The sequence below is a fragment of the Rhizobium sp. WW22 genome (assembly GCF_047041135.1).
GTDB lineage: Bacteria > Pseudomonadota > Alphaproteobacteria > Rhizobiales > Rhizobiaceae > Rhizobium.
Genome location: NZ_CP178199.1, coordinates 278,629 through 303,270, shown reverse-complemented (window position 1 = coordinate 303,270; position 24,642 = coordinate 278,629). Strand labels below are relative to the sequence as shown.

Here is a 24,642-nt window from a genome sequence, read left to right as displayed (position 1 = left end):
CTTCATTGACATCTCCCCCTCAAGGGGAGGGATCGAGAGCTCGCCATGCCACTGGTCTCCACCCACTGGACAAGAACGATAGACACTTTCTTGTCCAAACGGGGCGTAGCAAACTCAAATCGATCTCCTCCCTTAAGGGGGAGATGTCTCGAACGGACAGAGGAGGATATCGCCACACACACGGACATAACCTACTCCGCCGCCATCATCATGCTTTCGAGAGCGATCGACAGCACTCCGTTCTCATTGCGGACGGGAATGGTCCGCACCTCGCCCTGGTCGGCTCCAAGCGCCTTGCCGGTTTCGAGCGAGATCACCCAGTTGTGCAGCGGGCAGGTCACGGCTTTGCCGTGAACAATGCCCTGGGAGAGCGGGCCGCCTTTGTGTGGGCAGTGATCCTCGATGGCGAAGACCTCGTTTTCGGCGGTCCGGAACACGGCGATCTTGCCCTGCGGGGTTTTCACGCAGCGTGCGCCCCGAGGAGGGATGTCGGAGATGTCGCCAATTTCAATCCAGTTCATATCCATCTCCATCTCCTCACTCGGCGGCCTGCGGGAAGCCGACGGTCGCCATCGGTTTGAACTCATGCTTGTCCTTGCCGGAGACGCGCTCCGACCAGGGATCGACCTGTGCGAACTTCTGGCTGAAGACGAAGCGCTCGTAATATGCCTTGCGCTTTTCATGATCCTGCATGATCTGGCGGCGGATCTCGTCGAGACCGATGCGCGTGGCCCATTTATAGATGCGTTCGAGATAGCGGCCCTGTTCGCGATACATCTGCGTCAACGCCACGATGTGTTCGAGCGCCTCGTCCTCTGTCTTGACGAGGCCCAGGACTTCCGTGCCCTTGATGTCGAGGCCGGCAGCGCCAGCGAAATGGATTTCAAAGCCACTGTCGACGCAGATGACGCCGATGTCCTTGCAGGTCGCCTCGGCACAGTTTCGCGGACAGCCGGAGACGGCCATCTTGAGTTTTGCCGGCGTCCACGAGCCCCACATGAATTTCTCGATGCGGATGCCGAGGCCGGTCGAATCCTGCGTGCCGAAGCGGCACCAGTCCGAGCCGACGCATGTCTTTACCGTGCGCAGGCCCTTGGCATAGGCTTGCCCAGAGATGAAGCCGGCCTTGCCGAGATCGGCCCAGACGGCGGGTAGATCCTCCTTCTGCACGCCGAGAAGGTCGATGCGCTGGCCGCCGGTCACCTTCACCATCGGGATCTCGAACTTGTCGACGACGTCGGCAATCGCCCGCAGCTCGTTCGAACTGGTAACTCCGCCCCACATTCGCGGCACCACGGAATAGGTGCCGTCCTTCTGGATGTTGGCATGCACGCGTTCATTGATGAACCGCGACTGATAGTCGTCTGCATATTCGTCCGGCCAATCGCAGACGAGGTAATAGTTCAGAGCCGGGCGGCACTTGGCGCAGCCGCAGGAAGTCTTCCATTCAAGCTCCTGCATAACGGCAGGAATGGTCTTCAACCTCCTGGCTTTTATCAGTCTTCTGACATCGTCGTGGCCGAGTTCGGTGCAGGTGCACATCGGCTGGACGGCTTTGGGATTATAGGCATCGCCAAGGGTGATCGACATCAGTTGTTCGACGAGACCGGTGCAGGAGCCGCAGGAAGCCGAAGCCTTCGTGTGAGCGCGCACATCGTCGAGCGATGTCAGGCCCTTGGCTGATATGGTTGAGGTGATCTTGCCCTTGCAGACGCCGTTGCAGCCGCAGATCTCAGCATCATCCGGCAAGGCTGCAACGGCCGCCATAGGGTCCAGCGGCGACCCTCCCTGATAGGCCTGGCCGAAAATCAGGGTTTCGCGCATCTGCGAGATATCGGTCGCCTTCTTCTTCAGGTCGTTGAACCAGGCGCCGTCGGCCGTCTCGCCGTAAAGCACGGTGCCGATGATCTTGTTGTCCTTCAAGACCAGGCGCTTGTAGACCCCGGCTGCCGCGTCGCGCAGGACGATCTCCTCGCGGTCGTCGCCATCGGCGAAGTCGCCAAGCGAAAACAGATCGATGCCGGTCACTTTCAGTTTCGTCGGCGTGTCCGAGTGCACGAAGGCGGCGCTCGCGTCGCCGGCCAAATGCGAGGCGGCCACACGCGCCATTTCGTAGAGGGGGGCGACGAGGCCATAGACCATGCCGCCGACCTCGGCGCATTCGCCCAGCGCCATGATTGAGCCATCCGAGGTCTGCATGCCGTCATCGACAACGATGCCGCGGTTGACGGCAATGCCGGCTTCCTTGGCAAGGCTGACATTTGGACGGATGCCGACGGCCATGACGACGAGCGTGGCAGGGATCACGCGTCCATCGTCGAGTTCGATCCCTTCGACCTTGCCGTCGCCGATGATCGCCTTGGTGTTGGCCTTGGTGATGACCTTGATGCCGCGCTCCTCGACGGCCTTTTGCAGGAGATAGCCGGCGGCGGGATCGAGCTGACGTTCCATCAGCGTCGGCTGCACATGGAGAACGGTGACATCCATACCACGCAGGCTGAGACCGGCAGCAGCTTCGAGACCGAGCAGGCCGCCGCCGATGACAACGGCCTTTTCGCGCGACTGAGCCGCAAGCAGCATCGCCTGTACGTCGTCGAGATCGCGATAGGTAATGACACCAGGCAGCTCCTTGCCCGGAACGGGAATGATGAAGGGGACAGAGCCGGTCGCTATGACAAGCTTGTCATAGCTCTCCGTCACGCCGTGATCTGAGGTGACCGTCTTTGCCTCCCGGTCGATGGCGACGATCTTGTGCCCTTTGTAGAGGGTGATGCCGTGCTTGATGTACCAGCCGTCGCCATGGATGATGATCTGCTCGAAGTCCTTTTCGCCCGAGAGGACCGGCGACAGCATGATGCGGTCATAATTGACGCGCGGTTCGGCATTGAAGATCGTGACCTGATAGAGATCCGGCGCTTTTTCCAGCAGGTGCTCCAGCATACGCCCTGGGGCCATGCCATTGCCGATGATGACGAGTTTCTGGGTCATGGTGTCACTCCGCGGCTTCAACGAAGCGGTGGCGTTCGTAGAGGAACTTCAGCACGGCCTCGCGGCATTTGAGGTAGGTTCTGTCGGACGCAAGCTCGATGCGGTTGCGCGGCCGCGCGATCGGCACTTCGAGGATATCGCCGATATGGGCGGCCGGGCCGTTTGTCATCATGACGATGCGGTCGGAGAGCAATACGGCTTCATCGACGTCGTGGGTAATCATTACCATCGTGCTACCGAGGCGGGTGTGGATTTCCATCACCGCATCTTGCAGATGGGCGCGAGTGAGAGCATCCAGCGCCCCGAAGGGTTCGTCGAGCAAAAGGATCTTCGGCTGCATGGCAAGTGCGCGTGCGATGCCGACGCGCTGTTTCATACCGCCGGAGATTTCCGCGGGACGCTTGTCCTTGGCATGTGCCATCTGAACGAGGTCGAGGTTGCGCATCACCCAGTCATGGCGCTCTGCCTTGGACTTCGTGCCGCGAAACACTTTCGAGACGGCAAGATTGACGTTTTCGTAGACGCTGAGCCACGGCAGCAAGCTGTGGTTCTGAAACACCACGGCGCGATCCGGGCCGGGTTCGTTGACCTCACGATTTTCAAGGAGCACCGCACCGGCCGAGACCGGGGTAAGGCCGGCAACGAGATTGAGCAGGGTCGACTTGCCGCAGCCGGAATGGCCGATGATCGACACGAACTCCCCCTTGTCGATCACGAGTTCGATGCCCTTCAGCACCTCGGCGCGCTGGCCGCCGCGATCGAAATACTTGTCGATATGATCGAGCTTCAGATAGGCGTTCATCCTGTTCTCCTCAATTGCCAGTCGTGCCGCGGGTCACGACGGCGCCAAGGCCGGCGACTAGACGGTCGAGGACAAAGCCGGTGATGCCGATATAGGCCAGCGCCACGATGATGTCGGGCAGGCGCGACGAGTTCCACGCGTCCCAGATGAAGAAGCCGATGCCGACGCCGCCGGTCAGCATTTCAGCAGCAACGATCGCAAGCCAGGAAAGCCCGGCACCGATGCGGAGACCCGTGAAGATATAGGGGGCGGCGGCCGGCACCATGATGCGGAAGAAGAATTCGATCTGGTTGAGACGCAGGACCTTGGCGACGTTGCGATAATCCTGCGGAATGTTGCGAACGCCGGTCGCGGTGTTGATGATGACGGGCCAGATGGAGGTTATGAAGATCACGAAGATCGCCGAGGGATTGGAATTCTGGAAGGCGGCGAGAGAGAGTGGCAGCCACGCAAGCGGCGGCACGGTGCGCAGCACCTGGAAGATAGGATCGAGCCCACGCATCGCCCAGACCGATTGTCCGATCAGCGCGCCCATCAACACGCCGGCGACAGCGGCAAGGCCGAAGCCATAGGCGACGCGCTGCAAGGAGACGAGCACGCGCCAGGCAAGCCCGATATCCTGCGGCCCATTATAAAAAAACGGATTGATGATGAGGTCATAACTCTCCTGCCAGACCTGCGATGGCGGCGGCAGGCTTGCACCCGGCTGCTCGCAAAGCAGCTGCCAGGTGCCGAGCAGAAGCACCAGAACCACAAGAGGCGGCAGGGTGTTGCGCAGGATGGCAAGCCCGATTTGACGTATGTCGATGCCGCGGGCGGGGCGAGTTGAGAGGGTAACGACTTGGCCCTTGAGCGCTTCAGGCGCCGTCGGTCCGGGTGTGTGTTTGCGTGCGAGAGCCGACATTATGATGCCACCTTGATCGAGAGGCTTTCGAGATAGGCAGAGGGGTTCTCTGGATCGAAGACTTTGCCGTCGAAGAAGATTTCCTTGCCGCGGGAGGTCGATGCTGGAACATCCGAGGCGGCAACGCCGAGATCCTTGGCAGCATCTCGCCAGATATCCTGCCGGTTTACCTGCCCGACCAGCGCCTTGATGTCGGTATTGGGCGCGAACTTGCCCCAACGGATATTTTCGGTGATGAACCAGGCATCGTGGCTCTGGAATGGATAGGACACGCCACCCTTCCAGAACTTCATGTAGAGATCTGTGCCCTTGGCAAGGCGGCCGTTGCCGTAGTTGATGTCGCCCTTCAAACGGCCAAGCACGTCCTTCGGCGGCACGTTGAACCATTGCCGTTTGCCGAGAACGGCCGCCATCTCCTCCTTGTTGTCCATGCTGTCGCACCATTGCTGGGCTTCCATCACGGCCATCAGCAGGGCTTTGGCCGCCTTCGGGTTCTTTTCGATCCAGTCGGCGCGCATGCCGAGAGCTTTCTCCGGGTGGCTCTTCCAGATCTCGCCAGTCGTACAGGCGGTAAAGCCTATACCCTGGTTGACGAGCTGTTCGTTCCACGGTTCGCCGACACAGAAGACGTCCATGTTGCCGACCTTCATGTTAGCCACCATCTGCGGCGGCGGGACGACGATGGTCGAGACATCCTTGTCGGGATCAATGCCGCCGGCGGCCAGCCAATAGCGCATCCACAGATCATGCGTGCCACCGGGGAAGGTCATGGCCGCCTTGATTTCCTTGCCCGCGGCTCTTTTCGCGTCAAAGGCGGCCTTCAGTTTAGAGGCATCAAGCTGGACGCCCGTTGCCGCATATTCCTTGGCAACCGAAATGCCCTGGCTGTCGTAGTTGAGGCGTGCAAGGATCGCCATCGGCACAGGCTGGTTGTTCTGCGTTACCTTGCCTGTGTGCATCAGGTAGGGGAGCGGCGAGAGAATATGGGCGCCGTCGATGCCGTTTGCCGCCCCACCAAGTACGAGGTTGTCGCGCGTCGCACCCCAGGATGCCTGCTTGGCGACATCGACATCGGGCAGGCCGTGTTTTTCGAAGAAGCCCTTTTCCTTGGCGATGACCAGCGGCGCCGCATCGGTGAGGGCAATGTAGCCGAGCTTGACGCCCGTCACTTCAGCTCCGCCCGTGGCCGCAAAGGCGCCGGAAGGGAAGGTGGCTTTGACCGCACTGATCAGAGCCGCGGCGGCAGACGTCTTCAAAAGGTTTCGGCGTGTAACACCATTGGTCAGGATCTCTTTCACGTGCAGTTTCCCCTTGTTGGCTCACGACGGAAGAATTTCGGACATAAAAAAACGCCGCTCGATCGATGCGGCCGGGGATGGAATGGGAGTCCCGGGGCATGAACCGTGCGACGTCGATGTCTTTGCGAGCGCGCTATCAGCGCATTGCGTGCCTGGATCGCCGTTGATCGAGGCAGCCTTACCAAGCAATCCGCGTGCCATTTTCTAAGGGGATGCGTAGCTCTATGAAAATACTGAGTTATTTCAAACTTGGCCAGGTTTGCCGGTTTTGTGCGTGGATGCGGCAATTGCTGACGTTTTAGGCGGTTGCTGCTCTGCGATCGAAGGCCTTGCGCCAATTCTGTGCAATGCAGCGAACGCTGTCGCGTCTTAAATGTCGTCCGTCGAGAGCTGTGCTGCGCTTGCTGCCTTCACGGCAAATCCTCCGACATAATCGGCCATTTCGGCGGGATCGAAGACATGTCCGTCCATGAAGCGATCGCCCTCCTTATCGCCCTCAATGCGGATATCGGCCTCGTCCGGCCCCGCTCCGGCGCCGAGTGCGAGCCTGTAAAGATCCGGGCGATAGGCCGAGGCGGCGATTTTCATGTTCTGTTTGGATAGGGCAATCTGGCCCCAGCGGATCATCTGGCTGAATATCCATAGAGCCTGGCTCGGGCGCGGATAATTGGCAAAGTTACCATGAAAGGAAAAATATCGGTCGATCAAGCGCCGATTGCCCTTGGCATCCAGGTTGAATTCGCCTGATAGCACGCGGCGGATGATGGCGGCGGGCGCCGCGATGTAGCGGGGATCGGCAAGCGCCTCCGCGAGCGCATCGTGATTTTCCGACCGGTCGCACCAGCGGGCGGCAGCATCAAGCGCAACGATCAGGCGTGAAACCGTTTCGGGATGGCTCTCGGCCCATTCCGGGCGCATTCCGATCACTTTCTCCGGAGCGGAGGGCCATATGTCCTGCTTAGCGGCGACAATGCGCCCGACGCCGCGCTCGGACGCAACCATGTTCCAGGGAGCGCCGACGCAGAAGCCGTCGATGGCGCCGGCTGCAAGTGCGTCGGATGTCAGAGGCGGTGGAACGACGACAAGCTTCACGTCCCGGTCAGGGTCGATACCACCGGCGGCTAGCCAATATCGGAACTCGTAATTATGAGACGAGAACGGATAGGTCATTCCGAACGTCGGAGGTGCCTCGCCACGGTCCTTCCCATGCGAAAGCACGACCGCCAACGCCCTGGCGTTTTCGAGTGCGCTCGCCTGTTCAGCAATCCCTGCATGATCGCGCATGCGATCAAACAGCCCGACGGAAAGAGTGATCGCGCTGCCACCCAGGCCGAGTGAGAAGGGGGTGATCGTCGACGAAGGATTGGAGCCAAGGCCAAGCATCGAGGCCACCGGCATCGGCGACAGCATATGTGCGATGTCGAATTGGCGGAAGGCCAATCGGTCGCGGACATTGGCCCATGAGACATCCTTGACCAGTTCGAGTGCAAGTCCCTCCCTGGCGGCAAAACCGAATTCGGCCGCAGCGATCAGGACGGAAGCATCGACGAGTGGAATAAAGCCGGCGCGCAGAACCTTCTGCTCCCTGCCGCTGACCCGTTTGGGGGCGACAAGCTTGCTACTGGAGCGTTCGATTATCGTCATCTTTTCTTACCTCGGGCTTTCTCCCCGTGTCGCGATCACATCAGCAACCCGGCGGCCGTCACCACACTCTGGGCGATTTCGGAGATCTTCTTCTTCTCGTTCATGGCTGTCTGACGCAGGAGTGCAAAGGCATCCTCCTCCGACAGGCCGCGCATCTTCATCAGAATGCCCTTTGCGCGCTCGACGATCTTGCGCTCCTCCAGAGCGGATTTTGCTTCGGCAAGCTCTCTTTGAAGGCGGGAGAAAGCGTTGAAGCGGCTGACCGCCATGTCGAGGATAGATTTGACACGCTCCTTCTTCAATCCGTCAACGACATAGGCCGAAACACCTGCGTCCATGGCTGCCTCAATCTGCGCTGTATCGGATCTGTCGACGAACATCGCAATTGGCCGGCCGACGGTGCGGGTCAACTGAAATAGGTGCTCCATCATGTCGCGATTTGGATTCTCGATATCGATGACGATCACATCGGGCTTGAGTGCCTCGATGATGCGGGCAACACCATTGACTTCGTGAATGACGGTGACCTTGCCATGCCCGGCCTCGCGCAACCCTTCCTCTATGATCGAGGCGCGGATGACGTTTTCGTCGATGACCAAAATTGTCAGTTCGGAATGAAGCATTGCCACCTTCAATCGATGACGCCATGCAGATAGATCGCGAAGCCTCCAACAGATATTAACAAGGACCAGAACGAGGACAGATTTCTGCCGAGCGCGAGGGCAATCGTCATGCCGCAAGCGACCAGTGCTGCGCCGGCGAGGAGGCTGTGATCGGCGAATGACAAGCCAATCGCGCAGAGGATATGCTGGTCGAAACCGTCACGAGCGCGAGGCGAATGCGCGACATCTCCGGCCCCGAGACGAAGATCGACGAGCAATCCGCCCAGCTGAAGCCGATGGCAATGCACAAGAACGGCAGAAACGGTCCCACCTGAGATCCCTTTTTGAACTCACTGTGCCAAGCAATTGGCGTGCCATGGGCTAACGCATTGGAAATGCAGGGGATCATCCCGTCGTGGCCAATGGGGCTCGAAGTGAGTGCCTGTTTGATAGGCATCCAACACGGATGCTGGGCAATCCGGGTGCCATGGCTTTGATGATGTAGACGCCCGCGACGATCGCAGTGTGTGGCAAGGTGAGTTTGTTTGAAGCCACCATTGGAGGATGGGCATCATGATTGAAGTTCGTACGATTGGTCTGGATCTGGCCAAGACGGTATTTCAGGTCCATGGCGCGGATGCATCTGGGGTAACTGTGCTTCGCAAGCAGTTGCGGCGCGGACAGGTTTTGAAATTCTTTGGTGGCCTGCCACGGTGCCTGGTTGCGATGGAAACCTGCGGAAGTTCTCATTTCTGGGCTCGCGAGATCGGCCGTCTGGGACACGAGGTCCGGATGATCCCTCCGGCTTACGTGAAGCCGTTTGTGAAGCGTCAAAAGAACGACATGGCCGATGCCGAGGCGATCTGCGAGGCAGCGCAACGACCAACGATGCGCTTTGTTGCCGTGAAGAGCGAAGAGACACAAGGAGCAGCAGTGGTATTACGCACCCGCGATCTGCTGATTCGGCAACGAACGCAGACCATCAATGCGCTGCGTGGCCATCTGGCAGAATTCGGCGAGGTGGCACCGCAGGGCTTGGGCTACGGTCCGAAACTGTTCGCGATGGTCGAGGATCCGCAAACAGCGCTTCCGGAAACGGCACGGACTGCTCTGCGGTTTCTGACGGCGACCTTGTCGCAATTGAATGACCAGATCCGGGCGCTGGATGCGCAGATCGTGCGCCGGGCCCGTGAAGATGAGACAGTGCGTCGGTTGATGACAATTCCCGGAATTGGGCCGCTGATTGCCAGCGCACTGGTGGCGCTTGCACCATCGCCGGAAACTTTCAAACGTGGACGGGACTTTGCCGCATGGCTTGGGCTCGTGCCGCGACAACATTCGACAGGCGGCAAGCAACGTCTCGGCTCCACGACGAAGATGGGGGAACGATCTCTGCGGCGGCTCCTGATCATGGGAGCCAATAGCGAGGTCGTGTGGCGCGCCCGCAAGGGAGCAGCGCCTGGATCATGGCTGGCCAGGATACTGGCGCGCAAACCACCGATGCTGGTGAGAGTGGCGCTTGCCAATAAGATGGCGCGCATCGTCTGGGCGATCATGTCCAGGGGAGGAATATACAGAGCTCCGGTTGCTGCGGCTTAACGCCAACGTAACCGAGGGGGACGTCGCGGCGAGAGAGGTCATTGGAAGTATGGCGCAACGGTCGTGAGACGGGATCAGGAAAACCAGTGCGCACCAAAGTGTCTCAAGAGCACGCGGCGTTGATTTGGACCTGACCTGCGAACACCATACGGGCCAGCGGCATATGAGAAAGCCGCACAACAGGCCGGACACATGTCAGCACCCGACAACGCGCAAATGCCGACCCAAAGATTCCTCTTGCCAACCGGGCGTCTACACATGGTGCGCGGATTGTTAATGGCGTTGTCGTAGGTGGTCGGCAATCGCAATAACCGGTCTTTGCAACGATGCCTTTCAAACACAATGTCTCCCGCCGCCATCGCATCGGCAAGATGAAGTTTAAGCTGACGAACTGGGCGGAATATGAGGCAGGTCTTCGACGGCGCGGAAGTCTGACGCTGTGGATCACGGCGGAGGCCCTGTCGTCCTGGCAGCCGCCGAAGCGCACGACACGCGGTGGCCAGCCGCGTTATTCCGATCTGGCCATTGAGACTGCGCTGACGCTGGGATTGGTTTTCGGCCTGCGTCTGCGACAGACGGAGGGTCTTCTGGTATCGGTGCTGAAGCTGATGAGCCTGGATCTCGCTGTTCCCGATCACACGACACTGAGCCGCCGGGCAAGCAAACCGAGAGCGCCAAAGAAGCGGCAGGTGTTTCGTCTCCCGGACAAAGGACCCCCCACGTCCTCATCGACAGGACAGGCTTGCAGATCTACGGTGCGGGCCAATGGTTGGAAGAAAGGCATGGCACTAAATTACGTCTCAACTGGCGCAAACTCCATTTGGCGCTGGATGCCGACAGCGGCGACATCATCGCACACGTCATGACCGATCAGGATGCGGCGACGCCTCACAGCTGGAGGTGCTGCTCGACCAGATCGACATGCCGATCGATCAGTTCACCGCCGATGGCGCCTATGAGGGAAACCCGACCTATGAGGCCGTCGCCGGACACAGTGCTGGTGCTGTCGTGGTCATTCCGCCACGCGCCAATGCGGTGGAACGGCCGGACGCCGATCCTTCCAGCCAGCGAGACCGCCACATTGCGGCGATCAACGCCGATGGCCGGTTGAAGTGGCAGGTCGCGACCGGCTACGGAAAACGATCCCTGGTCGAGACCGCGATCGGTCGTTACAAATCGATCATCGGACACCGGCTACGGGCACGCTCATTCCGCGCCCAGCGGACGGAAGTCGCCATCGGCTGCACGGTCCTCAATCGCATGCTGGAATGTGCACGCCCGAAGTCCGTCCGCTGCAAGACTGCAACGCCGTAGCAACAGCATCAAAGACGGAATTCCGTTCTTTCAACGAACCGCGCACCAAAGCCACCGGACGGTGCACCGCTCTTCCTAGGCCAAGGCGACTTCGCGCTCATCGGGGCCGACCACGATTTTGTCCTCGCGTCGGACTCTCAAGTCGTCCCTCAGGACAGCGAGGCGATGGTCTGCGCGACCGGCAAAACGCTTCTGAGCGTCGGCGCGGGTTCAGAAGCGCCTGTGATATTGCGGGGTGGACGGTTCGTCTTCGATATCGCGAATGAGGACCTCCTTGCAGGGCTGATGCCCCCCCTTCGTCCATATCGCGAATAATGACACCAGCTCCTCCTGGCGTCTTCGTAGTCTGCTGAGTTTGAACCTTTCGGAGTCGTCACAACCAGGGGCCGCCTGCGACTTCGTCATCACGCGATTGAGGGAGCTGACTTTCGTCGAAATTCTACGCGCTGTCGTCCCCGAAACGGCCCGGAAACACAAAGGCCTGCTAGCCGGGTTGAACGATCCCGTTATCGCCCGCGCTCTGGTAGCGATGCACCAGGACAGTGCAAAGAACTGGACGCTGGCTGACTTGGCGCGGCTTTGTGGCGTTTCCGGATCCAGTCTTACGGGCCGGTTCCGGAGCGTCGTCGGCATGGCTCCGATGGGGTATCTTCAGCACTGGCGCATGGCCGTTGCAAAGGATGCGTTACGTCACGGCCACAAAAGGATCGGCGAGATCGGGCTCGCCATCGGCTTCCAGTCGCCAAGCGCTTTCAGCACGGCCTTCACGCGTTTCGCCGGGACCTCACCCACAATATTCGCCGCGCTGAAGCGCAGAGCCTCTTCATGAACGTAAGGGGCGATTTCTCGCCGCCGCGGTTAATGATCCGGATGATCGGTCGCAGTTCACGACCGACGACTGATCACCTGACGCGATCTCGGTTACATCGGAGCAGCATCGAGGGGGACGGTCGCCAAATACACATCGACGCCGCGACGGAGTGCCAAACTCGTCTTCGGAGTAGCCGGTTGCATGGGTTGTCGCAACCAACCTGACCGGTGCGCCGAAGGAGCTGTTCGACGGCTTCCGCGCTGCCGTCCAGGCAAACAGGTCGCAGTGGGATCTCGACGTCACCATGCCGTACTACAGCTTCAACCGGCCCGGGGCGCATGTCTCGGAAGGCCTGCGGGAAAGCTACTGGCGGCAGGGGCAGGCAACCGGCTTTCTTGCCGCCTACCACGCGCTTGGCGCCTTCTCGGAGACTGATTTCCGCGACGACCCCAGGAAGATCACCGTCCCCGCACTGATAGTCCACGGCAGCGATGATCAGACATCCCGCTGGATATCTCCGCGAAACTGACCGCTGAGCTCGTTCCGCGTGCAAAGCTCATTGTCTACGAAGGCGGCTCGCATGGATTGCTGCATGTCGACAAGGACCGCTTGAACGTCGCCCTGCTGGCGTTCCTTCGCGGCTGATGGCGTGCGAAAGGCCGGGGGCTGGTCATAGCCACGCCCCGGCCTTTGCGTGGAGTCGTACACTCCGCGTCTCAACTTGGAGTTTACGACAGAGCCGATACGCGGGGCAGCACGATGGACGTGCCCAATCAATGGGCGCCCGCGCCTCCGCCTACTTGCGGCTTGCGCGTAAAGAGCAGCGCGAGCGCAGCAAGGGAGAGAACGATGCCGATGACGGCGAAGGTATCGCCGAAGCCGAGAATGAGAGCCTGCCGCCGGACAATTTGGCCAAGTGCAACGACCGCTTTATGGGTCGCAACAGTGGGATCGGCAACACCGTGCTGAATAAAGTAGCCGGTCAAGGTCGTAATGCGATCACGAACTTCATCGCGAGCAAGAGTGACCGACTGCCCTATGATGTTGGAGTGAAACTGCTCGCGCTTGGTCAGGATCGTGCCGAGAGAGGCTGTCCCGACGGCGCCCCCCAGGTTTCGCAGCATGTTGGTGAGGCCGGAGGCGGCGGCAGCGTCGGCAGCCGCGATACCGGCCGTCGTAATGGCGGTGATCGGTGTCAGGACGAGAGCCTGGCCGATGGCGCGCACGATATTGGGTACCCAGAATTGGTCGCCGGCATTGTCGGCCGAAAGCATGACATTCATGAAGCAACTGATGGCGAAGATCGAGATACCGAGAAAGCCGATATAGCGGGCATCGAAGCGCTTCATCAGGACTGGCACCAGCGGGATAAGCAAGAGTTGCGGTAAACCGGTCCAGGCAAGCACATTGCCGATCTGCTCGGCGTTGTAGCGCTGTACTTGCCCGAGATATTGCGGGAGGATGTAGACAGTGCCGAACAGTGCGACGCCGACCAGGACGTTGACGAGAACACCGATGCCAAAATTGCGCTGCGTCAGCAACCGCAGCTTCACGAGCGGCTTCTTCACCCTGAGCTCGATAAAGATGAATGCGGCCAGGAAAACAAAGGCGACAATGCTGAGCTTGACGATGAAGGGGGAGGAGAACCAGTCATCCTTGTTGCCTTCCTCCAGCACGGTCTGCAGAGCCGAAAGGCCAACCGCCATCGTCACGATGCCGGCCCAGTCTCCTTCCTTCAGGAGGCTGAGTTGCATTGGTTGCTTTTCGAGCGTCAGGGCGAGAGCAATCGCCATGATCATGCTTGGGATGGTGTTGATGAAGAAGATGGTCTGCCAGCCGTAATTTTCGGTCAGATAGCCACCAATCGTCGGCCCGATCGCCGGGGCAAAGGTGACCGAAAGAGCAAAGATGGCAAGACCCAGCGGCTGCTGGTTTTTTGGCAGCTTGGTCAGAACCATGGTGAAGGCCATCGGGATCAGGACGCCACCTGCAAAACCCTGCAGGCCGCGAAGCAGGATCATCGTTCCGAGATCATGCGCGAAGGCGCAGGCCATGGAAAAGAGGGGAAAGAGAACGGAGTTGACGAGAATATAGCGGCGGAAGGAAAAGACGTTGCTGAAGTAGGCCGTCAAAGGAATGACGACGATCTCGCCAATGAGATAGGATGTCGAAATCCAGGCGCCGTTGTCGACGCCTGTGCCTATGCCACCCTCAATGTCGAGAAGGGAGGCATTGGTGATCTGAATATTCAGGATCGCCATGAAGGCGCCGATCATTCCGGCGAGAACGGCAATCCATTCCTTGGTGCTGGCGCGCGGTTGCTGGGCGTGGCCGGCTGTTGTCGTGATGGCGGACATGACACGATCTCCTGCATTCGCACCTAGTGACTGATTGCATCGGCCTTGGTGTCGATGCTGGGCTGGACGGACATTCCCGGACGCAGGTCAGCTGTGTCGGCGGCCCTTCCGTCGAGAACGATCTTGACGGGGATACGTTGAACGACCTTCGTGAAATTGCCAGTGGCGTTGTCGGGCGGCAGGAGCGCGAATTCCTGACCGCTTGCCGGAGCTATACTGTCGACGTGGCCGCGATATGTGCGGCCGGGAAACATATCGACATCGATGTTGACCGGTTGACCGGCATGGACATCGGTGAGCTGCGTTTCCTTATAGTTGGCGATAATGTAGGCCGCCGTCGTCGGAACGACCGACATCAGCTGGGTGCCGGCCTGGACATATTGTCCAACGCGCAACGTCCTGTTGCCGACGGTTCCGTATACGGGCGCGACAATAGTCGCATAAGAGAGGTTGAGCTCCGCCTGATGTGCGACCGCCTGATCATGCGCCAACGTCGCCTTGGCCTGAGTGAGTTCGGCGTTCAAGAGGTCGACCTGCTTTATCGCCGCATCGAGCGCGGCGGTGTCTCGAACAATTGTCGCCTGGGCTGCAGCAATCGCCGAAGCGGTCTGTTGAGCTGTTTGGACTGGCGCGTAGCCATTGGTGGCCAGATTGGTGTAGCGCTTGTTGTTCTGCTCGGCGAAGGTTTCGTTGGCTTTATCGACATCGAGCGTTGCTCGGGCGGCAGCGATTGTGGACTGCTGAATGTCAAGCGACGCCTGCTTGGCATTGACCGTCGCCTCCGCGGCGGCGACATCTGCCGTCGCCTGATCGAGCGCCGTACGGAAATCCCGATCATCGATATGGGCGAGTGGTTGGCCAGCCTTGACCACTTCATTGTCGCTGACAAGAACCTCGGACAGATAGCCGGAAACCTTCGGTGCGACGGTCGTGCTGTCCGCCTTGACATAGGCGTCATCGGTCGAAACCTCGAAGCGGCCCTCCGTCCAATAATTGTGCCCATAATACGCAACGGCGGCAGCCACAGCGATAGCTGCCGCACCAAGTAGCAATGAGCGTCCGCGAAGCTGGCGGCTCGGTCCATGCGCCGTCGCGACCGCGGCCGCCGCGCCACTGCGGGGCGTCTTGCCGGCGTCAAGAGTTGTGGGCACTCGTTCCGCGGCCGGTTCGAGGGTAGATCTAGCTCCCGCAGCGTTTTCGTTTACGGCATGCAGCGCTTGAACAGACATCATCCTTCTCCTTGTGAAAGGTCGCTGTCATCTCGGCCGCGGCCTTGAAATTGGGGGCAAGCTCTCTTTAGGAAACTATCTGTTTTCCAATATACGTCACTCGCCCGCGGTGTCAATATTTTAGAAAACAAATTGTTTCCTAATTATCCAACTTGCCGATGCCTAATCTTTATTCCTGGAGGCGTGAACGCCTAGCGCTACGTCCGGTCTCGTGTGAGAAAACAGCGCGCCGCAGATTCGCTGCTGTCGTCAAAATAGGAAACTTGCTATTTTCTTTAACAATCATATCGTGGTGGAGAAACACGAGGACTACGGAATGACTGAGCGAAACCGGCAGGAAAAGCGATGCCGCGGCAGGCCACGAGTAAGATCGGACGAGGAAACGAGACAGTTAATCCTTGAGGCAGCAAACCAGCAGTTTGTGAAGGCAGGCTATGCGTCGGCAAATATCAGCGTCATTGCTCAAACGGCAGGCATTTCAACGAAGACGCTATATCGCCTTTTCCCGACAAAAGCGGATCTGTTTTCCGACGTTATCTCAAAGACGATCAACGACTACATGCTTGCCTCGGATTTTGAGCAACTCGCAAAGTTGCCCCTCCGGGAAAGCCTCGAAAAGCTGCTAATCGCTTACGGCAGGCTTACGCTTTCCCATGAGACAATCATCATGACGCGGCTTGTCCTCGGCGAATCCGAACGTTTTCCAGAGATTGCAACGGCGTTTTATGTACGGGCCATTCAAAAGACCAGCAAGACAATGCAAGATTGGCTGCAGACACGTATCGCCTCACAAGAGATCGAGGTTCAGGATGCGCATGCCGCGACCGGAATGCTCCGGGGAATGATGGTGATGGAACCTCAGCGCGCTGTCATGCTTGGCCAGGTAGAAGACATAGCCGATGGCGAGATCGTCGCGCGCGCGCAAGCCTGCGCACAGCTTTTCCTGGAAGGCACGAGGGCGCGATAACGAAACGGCGCCGCTGCTGCGTTTCTCGGTCAGCTCTCCGCTCGTCGCGTTTCTGCACCAATGAAGGCTCGAACAGGCGCGAATGCAAGGCGGTCCCAACGTTTGCCGGTCGATAGGTCAAACGATCGTGAAACCAGCGTCAAGCTGTTGGTCCGTTCGACAGGCGCGATCATCGCTCCCGTCGGCGAGCTTGTGTAACAGCGCGCGCGGCCCGGGTTGCAAAGCTCCGCCGACTCTGAAGGGCTGCCGCGTCCATTCCTCACGGTCATGATCTCTTGGCTTGCAATTCTGTTCGTAAAATTCGACCTTCAGGCACCGCCGCATAGAACAGTCCTCACGGTTATACTTGTTTCGGCCTTGCCCGTCGCGGGCGCAGTCTTCGTCATTTCCGACATGGCAAACCCCTATGCTGGCGTTACCAGGGCCTCCCAAGAACCGCCACAGGAGCGTCTTGGGCGTGCCGACGCTGAGCTTACTGTCGACGGTCAATCGAAATCCTGGAATCAGGGGGGCGCCTTCTCCTTTATGAAGAGCAAAAGTGATACAATTTTTAGTGGTCTTGAAGAGACATGAACCGTCTACCCTTGCGCTATCGTGGAGTCGAAGGGAATCGAACCCCAAGAACCGAGGCTGTCAAACTGCTCGTTCCTTGTCCCCGTCGCCGCAAGACGCTATATAAGGCAATGTATTAATTGCGGTAAAAATCGATGACGTTCGTCACTATGACAGTATTAGCCACGGTAAACGCCCCTTACGGGACGAGCCTTTCGGCTGAGCAGTTGACGTCAAAGATTGTCGACCCGGCAAGCGCCAAGTATTGCGACGCATCTGCATTTGCGTTCTTTTCTGAAGTTTGCGAAAGCCTTCAGCATTCGTTTCTGGATGAAATGTACGTCAATCTTACTGATGCCTCTGTCGTTGCACAGCGGTTTTCCGACATGGCCGGATACGAACTATCGCTTGCCCGGGCCGCCTAGGCCGTGTCCCCATAACGGGGTTCATGTTGGTGCTGGTGTGTGATTCAATCTCCAGAAAAGGAGATTGCCATGCGCCGTCATGAATTGACCGACGAGGAATGGGCGGTTATCGCGCCGTTGCTGCCGACCAACAGCCGTGGAATTGAGCGCGTAGATGACCGCCGGGTGATCAATGGTATCCTATGGCGCTTCCGGACTGGCTCATCCTGGCGTGATGTGCCGGAGCGCTATGGTCCACGCACAACGCTTTACAATCGGTTCTCGCGCTGGCGTAAAGCGGGCGTCTGGGATCGCCTTCTGGCTGCTGTTTCAAAACGTTATGCCGGCGACATAGTGATGATCGATTCCTCCTGCGTCCGCGTTCACCAACATGGTGCCAATGCAAAAAAGGGGGATCTGCCGATCCTTGCATGGGACGTTCGCGTGGCGGCCTGACAACAAAGATCCACGCGCTCGTCGATGCTGATGGCTTGCCTGTTCGGCTGGAACCGAGCGCGGGTCAAGCCGCCGATGCTCCCATGGCCGAAAAGTTGCTGAGCGACATGCAGCCCGGATCGACACTCCTTGCAGACAAGGCCTACGACACCGACGCGATCCGTAACTTTGCCAAGCAACGCAAGTGCTGGGCAAACATCCCCGCCAAGGCCAACCGCAGACAGACCTTCAGCTTCAGCCGTTGGGTCTATCGCCAGCGCAATCTGGTGGAGCGTTTCTTCAATCGCATCAAACAGATGCGTGGTCTGGCAACACGATACGACAGACGTGCGGACAACTACCTTGCAGGCCTCAAACTCGCCGCAACGAGGATATGGATCGCTTCAGCTAATGAGTCCGCGTCCTAGTGACACAATCGCAAAATAGTCATTGGGCAGCGCTCTTTGACCAGGCCCTGAAAATAATCAGCCAAGCTAATTCGAAGTTTCCGTTCTCGACAGCTGGAGTTTCGGCGGCGGCACTGCGCTGATGCTTCAAATCGGCCACCGGGAAAGTTTCGACGTCGATATCTTCATCGACGATCCTCAGGTGCTACCTTATCTCAATCCACAAACGCAGGGCTTCGCTCTCGACCTGTACCCTGACGCTTACACTTTCGACGGCACACATGCTCTCAAAATCGTGTTCAAGGATATCGGAGAGGTCGCTCTATCGTCGCAACGCACCTTGGGTTTGAGCCCACGAGAGAAAGAGAAATACGTGGGCAGAGGCTTTACCTCGAAACGCCAGCCGAGATCGTTGCGAAAAAGATTTTCTATCGCGGGGGCTCAATGCAGCCGCGCGACGCCCGGCTCGACGAGGCTGTTATGTCTAAACTTTTATACCAATCAGAATACTCAAGGATTCCATCACAAGCCCACCAGATGACAATTGAGATTTTAGAGGCCGTTTGTGGCTATGAGCCAACAACCGAGGTTTAAGCGGGACTACTTGCTCTTGATGGGATTCGAACCATCGATCCGGCCGCCCGATTTGCAATTATGATGCGCAAAAGTCTGAACACTTTAGCTTCCACCGCAGGTCGCCGCATCCGAACATCCTGCGGGCCGCAGCGCAGATTGCAAAACCTGCATCGCCAGCGCGTTTTCGATTGCGGCTCCGGAAGCGGTATTGTCGAACACGCACCAGCCGTCCGGCGCCAAAAGTTTCGAAAACGATCGCATCTCCTCATCTGCATAGCTCGAGTAGTAGATTTTAGGTTTACCGTGGAGACGAACGTATCGCGGCACCGTGTCGAAATCCTCTGCCTGCCACACCGGCGCAGGATCGGCGAGAACCCGGTCAATCGCAAAGCTTTTGATCAGATCCAATGCCTCGGCCGATGCCCAGCTCTTATGCCTTACCTCGATGACAATCGGTCCCTTATCGGCGTTCCGCATCGCCTTAAACGTCGTCTCGAACTCATCAGCGTCGAACGCCAGCGACGGTGGCAGCTGGCAGAGCAGCGGACCGCGTTTTTCTCCAAGGGGCGCGATCTCATCGAGAAATGTCTGGAACAGCTGGGCGATGTCTTTCATCGCTCGAGTATGGGTAATCTCTTTGGGGATCTTTACCGCAAACCGGAAATTCTTGGGAACGGTTTCGGCCCAGCGTGCAAAAGTTGATGTTTTGTGATGGCGGTAAAAGGTGGAATTGATCTCGACGCCATCGAACACCGAAGCGTATCGAGTCAACGCACTTCCCTCCTGTGCAAACCGGCCGGCTACCTTTTTTGGAATGGACCAGGCCGCAGTGGCAACGATCGGCAAATCGACTTCCTCCGAGCTTTTGGGCGCTCGAACGAAACGAGGGAGCCAATGGCAGAGTTCCGGCCGCCATTAGGCAACGTCGCGAACCACAATGCTATCCAGAACATTTTAAGCTGACGTGCCACCCAGTATTTAACCTTATCTTGGTCAGACAAAGTGCTATTTTGCAGCATGCCCTTGACGAGATCGGCGATGGCTGGTGTCAGCAGCGCAGAGGTTGCAGCGCCAGCAGCCCCTTGAACGCACCCTCCCAGCCATTGACGACGCCGAGAATACCGGCACCGATCATGCGCAGCAGCACGCGGCCGGCTCCGCCCTCCCTCCAACGTTGGTCGACACCACAACAGACGCTCAGCGAGCGCGATCCTGTTCGGCACTTGTCAACAATTTAATAGTGATCGCTATTTTAATGGATCAACAAGCCCGCAAGCGTGGCAGGCCACGCGTGCTCGATCGCGACGCCGGGCTCGATATCGCGGCACGGCTGTTCTGGGAGCACGGTTACGAAGGAACATCGACAGCCGACCTGACGAAAGCCATGGGGATCAATCCGCCGACGCTTTATTCGATGTTCGGCTCAAAGGAAGAATTGTACCGCCAGGCGCTCGACTTCAGCATTGCCCGGGAGACCAGCCGTCGATCGGAAATCCTGCAATCTGATCTTCCAGTCTATGAGGCTTTGAGCCGTTACCTTTACGATATCGCCGATGGTGACACGCAGCCGGACAAGCCACGAGGTTGCATGGTCTCGACCGCTGTCCTGCAGCATGCGGAGGAGAATGCATCCGTGGCGCGAATGACGGCGGCACTGCGCGAGACGTCAATGCAGACCCTCAAAGCCCGCTTCGACCGGGCCGTCGAGGAGGGCGAACTACCCACACATACAGATACCGATACCCTCGCGCGCTTCTATGGTGCGATCATCCAGGGCATGTCCGCTCAGGCTTGCGACGGCGCCTGCAATGCCCTGCTGAAACGGCTGATCGACGTTGCACTCACGGCCTGGCCCGGGAAGCGTGGCACCTGAAGGGAACCGATAGACACGCCCCTTATGCTGTCCGCAAGTAGAGAACTTTATTGCGGCCGGCGTATGGGCGCCTTGAAGGGATCCGAACTTGCGACCTCTTGAACGGTTAGCTAACACGTTGGAATATCCGCCGATATTCCACGCAACATCACGATCGTTCCAAGTGGTGGGCAGGTCTGGCCAGCATGTTGATTCCACCTGCACGGATGCAGACGTCAAGTTGGCAATTTCCCACTCGGCCACACCATAATGGCTCAAAACCGCATGTCGCCCAGCATAAATCTTTAGGACACCCAACCGATCCGCCCTGGCTTTCGGGCAACTATGGCCATCCAATCATATAATAACCCTTGATCCTCCTTGGAGAAAGGCGCCCTGTGTTTAAGCCATTCCAAGGTATCCCGGGATGGCAACGGGCGTAATCCTCGCGGATCAGTGCCTCGTATCCGTCACCAAGCTGAGATCGCCCGGCTCGATCGGCAACATAAGTCTATCCGCTGCGAGAAAAAGCGTTGGGTTCTCGGCTGCACTCATCGCCGCCCCGACTTCGTCAATGTGGAGCAGGAGATCTGCCGGGTCGGCATAGACACGAATCGCACCTTCTTGTCGAGGATATCGATGCGGCAACGTCTTCCATCCATCTGTTGGTCTACATATTTGCAGACGATACCGTCGCCCAGAGGACTGCAGATGCGCTCGGACGCGCGAAGGTCCGCGGCGTCGAAGGCGACGAAGGCGACGGTTTGGCTTCGTTGTGGATTTACTTCGGGGTCACGTCGAAGCCGAACCATTTCTGAGACAGCTTTGCGATCGTGCCGTCGGCTTTTGCCGCTGCGATCGCATCGTTGAACATCGCCTTCAACTCGGTGTCGTCCTTGCGCAGGCCGACGGAACTGCCGCGACCGAGAAGGCCGCCTTGGAAGCGCGGTCCGGTCACGGTCATATCTTCATTGCCGGGCTTTGCAGCTGCTGTCGAAAGATAGGCCATGGATGCCATGATGAGATCGACGCGGCCGGCCTTCAGGTCGAGGTCGTGCTGCTCGGTCGTCTTGTATTCGCGAATATCGGCAATGCCCTTCAGATACTTGTCGAGGAAGGTTGCCGCGATCGATGCCGTCTGCACGCCGATCGTCTTGCCCTTGAGCATCGGTTCGAGTTCCTTCAGCGCCTTGACCGCGCCGGCTTCATCGGTCGCGAGGGAAAACACCTGGCCCTTCATCGGAAGATCGACAAGTGGGGAGTCCTTCAGGGTTGCGAAAGTCTGGCCGGTCGTCCCGTAGGAATCGCTGAAGGCAATGACTTCCTCCCGCTTTGCGGTTGCCGACATGCCAGAAATGATCGCGTCGAACTTACCTGCATTGAGCGCCGGGATCATGCCGTCGAAGGGCTGGATGACGGTCGTGCATTCGACTTTCATGTGATCGCAGAGATATTTGATCAGTTCGATCTCATATCCGTCCAGGCTGCCGTCCGCCTTGGTGAAATTCCATGGGCGAAAAGCGCCTTCGGTCGCGATGGTGACATGCGTCCACTTTTTGTCCTCCGCGCGCACGACGCTCGTCGTTGCGAGGGTCGCGACCATCATGATCGCAGTCAGCAGTCCGGTCAGGTATTTCATGATCGAGTTCCCCATTGTAATTGAGCTTGAAATTATTGGCTGATGAACTGGCGGAAGCGTTCGGAACGCGAACCGGCAAAGACATCCTGCGGCTTGCCGTCTTCCTCGACGACGCCCTTGTGCAGGAAGATGACGCGGCTCGAGACCTCGCGCGCAAAGCCCATCTCATGCGTAACGACGAGCATGGTGCGCCCCTCCTCGGCGAGCGCGCGCATGACCCTCAGGACCTCGCCCACAAGCTCGGGGTCGAGCGCCGACGTCGGTTCATCGAACAGCATGACCTTCGGATGCATGGCGAGCGCACGCGCGATGGCCGCGCGCTGTTGTTGGCCCCCCGAAAGATGAGTCGGGTAGAAATTGCGCTTGTCGGCGATGCCGACCTTGGCGAGCAGCGCTTCCGCTTCCTCTATGCATTCGGCGCGCGAACGACCCTGGACGTAGACGGGCGCCTCTATCACGTTCTCCAGCACCGTCTTGTGGGACCAGAGATTGAAGCTCTGGAACACCATGCCGAGCTGGGACCGGATGCGATCGACCTGCCTGCCGTCAGACGCGCGATGGGCGCCGCGGGCGGTGCGCTGCATACGGATCGTTTCGCCCGCCACGGTTACTTCGCCGGAATCGGGCGTCTCCAGCAAATTGATGCATCGCAGGAACGTCGATTTTCCAGAGCCTGACGAGCCGAGAATCGAGACGACGTCGCCTTCCAACGCATCGAGCGAGATGCCCCTGAGCACCTCGACCGGTCCAAAGCTCTTGTGCATGTCGCGCACGCTGAGTGCGATTGGCGTGGCGGTCATTTCGGATCTCCTATGGAGGCTGCCGCAGCGGCGGTATCGCGCATCACCGGCACGGGCGGGCGCAGGTGTGGGCTCAGCCGGTACTCGGCAAACTGGATGAGGCGTGTCAGCACGAAGTTGATCGCCAGGTAGATGGCACCTGAAACAACGAAGACCTCGATGGCGCGGTAGCTTTCCGAAATAATCTTCGCCGCAACGCCCGTGACTTCCATCAGCGTGATGATCGAGGCGAGCGATGTCGCCTTCACCATCGAGATCATCTCGTTGCCATAGCCCGGCAGCGCCTGGCGGATGGCAAGCGGAAGGATGATGCGCCGGAACATCATGAGACGATGCATGCCACAGGCGCGCGCAGCCTCCACCTGCCCATGCGGCACCGAAAGCAGACCACCGCGGATGATTTCGCTGGCATAGGCCGCCGTATTCAGGGTCAACGCAAGGACGGCGCACCAATAGGGATCGCGCAGAAACGGCCAGAAAATACTGTGACGGATGACGGGGAACTGGCCGAGACCGTAGTAGATCAGGAAGATCTGGACGAGCAGCGGCGTGCCGCGAAAGACGAAGACGTAGAGCCGGGCAAACCAGTCGAGAATGGTGAAGCCCGACAGACGTGCAAGCGCCAGAAGCAATGCGAGGATGGCGCCGAGGCAGATCGATGTCACAGCAAGTTCGATCGTCAACGGGATCGCCGCGACAAGGCTCACGAAAGTCTCTTCAAGAAATTGCCAATCCATCAGCGTTTCCTCACACCGCGCGACAGATGGCGCTCGGCCCGCTGGATGACCAGGCCGGATAGGGTCGAGATCATCAGATAGATCACCCCTGCGATCAGGTAGAAATCGAACGGCAGTCCCGTGGAGCCAGCGCCGACCTGCGCCTGTCGCAGCAACTCGGCAACACCGGTGATCGAGACCAGCGCCGACTCCTTGAGGACGACCTGCCAGACGTTACCGAGCCCCGGCAGCGCATGGCGCAAGGTCAGCGGCGCGATAATCCGGCGCAAGCGCAGCCAGCGCGGCATTCCGCAGGCAATGGCAGCCTCGATCTCACCGGGATGCACGGCCTTGAACCCGCCGCGCAGCACCTCTGTGAACTGCGCACCGGACGTGACACCGACGGCAAGAGAACCAGCCAGGAAACCCGGAAAACCGAGGAAGCCTTCCGCTCCGAACATCTTGCCGATGGCCGTAACGACCGCGCTGCCGCCGAAGTAGAAGAGGTAGATGACCAATAGATCGGGAATGCCGCGAAGGACCGTCGTATAGGCATCCGCCGTGGCGCGGGCAAACCGATTGCCCGCGATTTTGCCCCACGCGCCGAGCGTTCCGATACAGGCGCCGACTGCATAGCCGGCAAGCGCGACAAGAATGGTCATCCAGGCGCCGGCCAGGAGGGCATGACCCCAGCCATCCGGACCGAAGCCGGCAAGCTCGAATAGGGTTGGCTGGTTCATGCGCTT

24 protein-coding genes and 1 pseudogene are annotated in these 24,642 nt (G+C 58.9%); 10 read left to right on the top strand and 15 right to left on the bottom strand.

Going from position 1 to position 24,642, the window contains the following annotated elements:
- Positions 1 to 191: 191 nt before the first annotated feature.
- The 8 genes from nirD to ACK83U_RS20285 form a co-directional block, all read right to left on the bottom strand.
- Positions 192 to 527, bottom strand: a complete 336-nt coding sequence (nirD, locus tag ACK83U_RS20320; RefSeq protein WP_112611046.1) for a nitrite reductase small subunit NirD — start codon at positions 525 to 527, stop codon at positions 192 to 194.
- 10 nt (positions 528 to 537) lie between these two features.
- The gene (nirB, locus tag ACK83U_RS20315) at positions 538 to 2,988 is read right to left on the bottom strand and encodes a nitrite reductase large subunit NirB (protein ID WP_112611044.1); all 2,451 of its coding nucleotides are present in this window, start codon (positions 2,986 to 2,988) and stop codon (positions 538 to 540) included.
- Between the two features lie 4 nt (positions 2,989 to 2,992).
- Positions 2,993 to 3,790: an ABC transporter ATP-binding protein gene (locus ACK83U_RS20310; protein WP_112611042.1), complete on the bottom strand. Its 798-nt coding sequence runs from the start codon at positions 3,788 to 3,790 to the stop codon at positions 2,993 to 2,995.
- Positions 3,791 to 3,800: 10 nt separating this feature from the next.
- Positions 3,801 to 4,694, bottom strand: a complete 894-nt coding sequence (gene ntrB, locus ACK83U_RS20305) for a nitrate ABC transporter permease (protein ID WP_112611040.1) — start codon at positions 4,692 to 4,694, stop codon at positions 3,801 to 3,803.
- Entirely contained in the window at positions 4,694 to 5,992 is a 1,299-nt protein-coding gene (locus ACK83U_RS20300; protein WP_112611038.1) for a CmpA/NrtA family ABC transporter substrate-binding protein, read from the bottom strand. Before ACK83U_RS20300 ends, ntrB begins: the two co-directional genes overlap by 1 nt.
- Positions 5,993 to 6,361: 369 nt before the next feature.
- A complete protein-coding gene (locus ACK83U_RS20295) occupies positions 6,362 to 7,636 on the bottom strand; it encodes a CmpA/NrtA family ABC transporter substrate-binding protein (protein ID WP_112611036.1) in 1,275 nt (424 codons plus the stop codon).
- A 35-nt stretch (positions 7,637 to 7,671) separates the two neighbouring features.
- The gene (locus ACK83U_RS20290; RefSeq protein ID WP_112339246.1) at positions 7,672 to 8,259 is read right to left on the bottom strand and encodes an ANTAR domain-containing response regulator; all 588 of its coding nucleotides are present in this window, start codon (positions 8,257 to 8,259) and stop codon (positions 7,672 to 7,674) included.
- A gap of 8 nt (positions 8,260 to 8,267) precedes the next feature.
- Positions 8,268 to 8,423: a hypothetical protein gene (locus tag ACK83U_RS20285; RefSeq protein ID WP_412474978.1), complete on the bottom strand. Its 156-nt coding sequence runs from the start codon at positions 8,421 to 8,423 to the stop codon at positions 8,268 to 8,270.
- 18 nt (positions 8,424 to 8,441) lie between these two features.
- Between ACK83U_RS20285 and ACK83U_RS20280 the strand changes: the two genes are divergently transcribed.
- The 5 genes and pseudogenes from ACK83U_RS20280 (at position 8,442) to ACK83U_RS20260 (ending at position 12,491) form a co-directional block, all read left to right on the top strand.
- Positions 8,442 to 8,573 (top strand): hypothetical protein, encoded by a 132-nt coding sequence (locus ACK83U_RS20280; protein ID WP_412474977.1) that lies wholly within the window; start codon positions 8,442 to 8,444, stop codon positions 8,571 to 8,573.
- A gap of 238 nt (positions 8,574 to 8,811) precedes the next feature.
- Positions 8,812 to 9,837, top strand: a complete 1,026-nt coding sequence (locus ACK83U_RS20275; RefSeq protein ID WP_112611646.1) for an IS110 family transposase — start codon at positions 8,812 to 8,814, stop codon at positions 9,835 to 9,837.
- Positions 9,838 to 10,163: 326 nt separating this feature from the next.
- A pseudogene (locus ACK83U_RS20270) lies at positions 10,164 to 11,151 on the top strand (IS5 family transposase).
- A 529-nt stretch (positions 11,152 to 11,680) separates the two neighbouring features.
- On the top strand, positions 11,681 to 11,980 hold the full coding sequence (locus ACK83U_RS20265) for a helix-turn-helix transcriptional regulator (protein ID WP_412475022.1): 300 nt from the start codon (positions 11,681 to 11,683) through the stop codon (positions 11,978 to 11,980).
- 286 nt (positions 11,981 to 12,266) lie between these two features.
- A complete protein-coding gene (locus ACK83U_RS20260) occupies positions 12,267 to 12,491 on the top strand; it encodes an alpha/beta fold hydrolase (protein ID WP_246712259.1) in 225 nt (74 codons plus the stop codon).
- 244 nt (positions 12,492 to 12,735) lie between these two features.
- Here the strand turns inward: ACK83U_RS20260 and ACK83U_RS20255 are convergent, their stop codons facing one another.
- Positions 12,736 to 14,319 carry a DHA2 family efflux MFS transporter permease subunit gene (locus tag ACK83U_RS20255; RefSeq protein ID WP_112610540.1) on the bottom strand — a complete coding sequence of 528 codons (1,584 nt, stop codon included), beginning with the start codon at positions 14,317 to 14,319 and terminating at the stop codon, positions 12,736 to 12,738.
- 23 nt (positions 14,320 to 14,342) lie between these two features.
- Entirely contained in the window at positions 14,343 to 15,548 is a 1,206-nt protein-coding gene (locus ACK83U_RS20250) for an HlyD family secretion protein (RefSeq protein WP_112610538.1), read from the bottom strand.
- 316 nt (positions 15,549 to 15,864) lie between these two features.
- Between ACK83U_RS20250 and ACK83U_RS20245 the strand changes: the two genes are divergently transcribed.
- The 4 genes from ACK83U_RS20245 to ACK83U_RS20230 all read left to right on the top strand — a co-directional run bounded on the left by ACK83U_RS20245 (position 15,865) and on the right by ACK83U_RS20230 (position 18,854).
- Positions 15,865 to 16,515 (top strand): TetR/AcrR family transcriptional regulator, encoded by a 651-nt coding sequence (locus ACK83U_RS20245; protein WP_112610536.1) that lies wholly within the window; start codon positions 15,865 to 15,867, stop codon positions 16,513 to 16,515.
- 707 nt (positions 16,516 to 17,222) lie between these two features.
- Positions 17,223 to 17,492 carry a hypothetical protein gene (locus ACK83U_RS20240; RefSeq protein ID WP_112610532.1) on the top strand — a complete coding sequence of 90 codons (270 nt, stop codon included), beginning with the start codon at positions 17,223 to 17,225 and terminating at the stop codon, positions 17,490 to 17,492.
- Between the two features lie 63 nt (positions 17,493 to 17,555).
- A protein-coding gene (locus ACK83U_RS20235; RefSeq protein WP_412475021.1) for an IS5 family transposase occupies positions 17,556 to 18,334 on the top strand; the annotation gives its coding sequence in 2 pieces (ribosomal slippage) (positions 17,556 to 17,888 and positions 17,891 to 18,334; 777 coding nt in all).
- Positions 18,335 to 18,455: 121 nt separating this feature from the next.
- Positions 18,456 to 18,854 (top strand): hypothetical protein, encoded by a 399-nt coding sequence (locus ACK83U_RS20230; RefSeq protein WP_412474976.1) that lies wholly within the window; start codon positions 18,456 to 18,458, stop codon positions 18,852 to 18,854.
- Positions 18,855 to 18,991: 137 nt separating this feature from the next.
- Here the strand turns inward: ACK83U_RS20230 and ACK83U_RS20225 are convergent, their stop codons facing one another.
- Positions 18,992 to 19,735, bottom strand: a complete 744-nt coding sequence (locus tag ACK83U_RS20225) for a DUF72 domain-containing protein (RefSeq protein WP_112610530.1) — start codon at positions 19,733 to 19,735, stop codon at positions 18,992 to 18,994.
- A gap of 409 nt (positions 19,736 to 20,144) precedes the next feature.
- On the opposite strand from ACK83U_RS20225, the gene ACK83U_RS20220 reads away from it, so the two are divergent.
- Positions 20,145 to 20,762 (top strand): TetR/AcrR family transcriptional regulator, encoded by a 618-nt coding sequence (locus ACK83U_RS20220; protein ID WP_112610528.1) that lies wholly within the window; start codon positions 20,145 to 20,147, stop codon positions 20,760 to 20,762.
- 760 nt (positions 20,763 to 21,522) lie between these two features.
- On the opposite strand, the gene ACK83U_RS20215 is transcribed toward ACK83U_RS20220, so the two are convergent.
- The 4 genes from ACK83U_RS20215 to ACK83U_RS20200 are packed head-to-tail and all read right to left on the bottom strand — an operon-like array spanning position 21,523 to position 24,636.
- Positions 21,523 to 22,380: a transporter substrate-binding domain-containing protein gene (locus tag ACK83U_RS20215; RefSeq protein WP_112610526.1), complete on the bottom strand. Its 858-nt coding sequence runs from the start codon at positions 22,378 to 22,380 to the stop codon at positions 21,523 to 21,525.
- Positions 22,381 to 22,412: 32 nt separating this feature from the next.
- Positions 22,413 to 23,180: an ATP-binding cassette domain-containing protein gene (locus ACK83U_RS20210; RefSeq protein WP_112610524.1), complete on the bottom strand. Its 768-nt coding sequence runs from the start codon at positions 23,178 to 23,180 to the stop codon at positions 22,413 to 22,415.
- Positions 23,177 to 23,917 (bottom strand): ABC transporter permease, encoded by a 741-nt coding sequence (locus tag ACK83U_RS20205; protein WP_112610522.1) that lies wholly within the window; start codon positions 23,915 to 23,917, stop codon positions 23,177 to 23,179. Before ACK83U_RS20205 ends, ACK83U_RS20210 begins: the two co-directional genes overlap by 4 nt.
- Complete coding sequence (locus ACK83U_RS20200; RefSeq protein ID WP_112610520.1) at positions 23,917 to 24,636, bottom strand: ABC transporter permease; 720 nt, start codon at positions 24,634 to 24,636, stop codon at positions 23,917 to 23,919. Before ACK83U_RS20200 ends, ACK83U_RS20205 begins: the two co-directional genes overlap by 1 nt.
- Between the last annotated feature and the right edge of the window lie 6 nt (positions 24,637 to 24,642).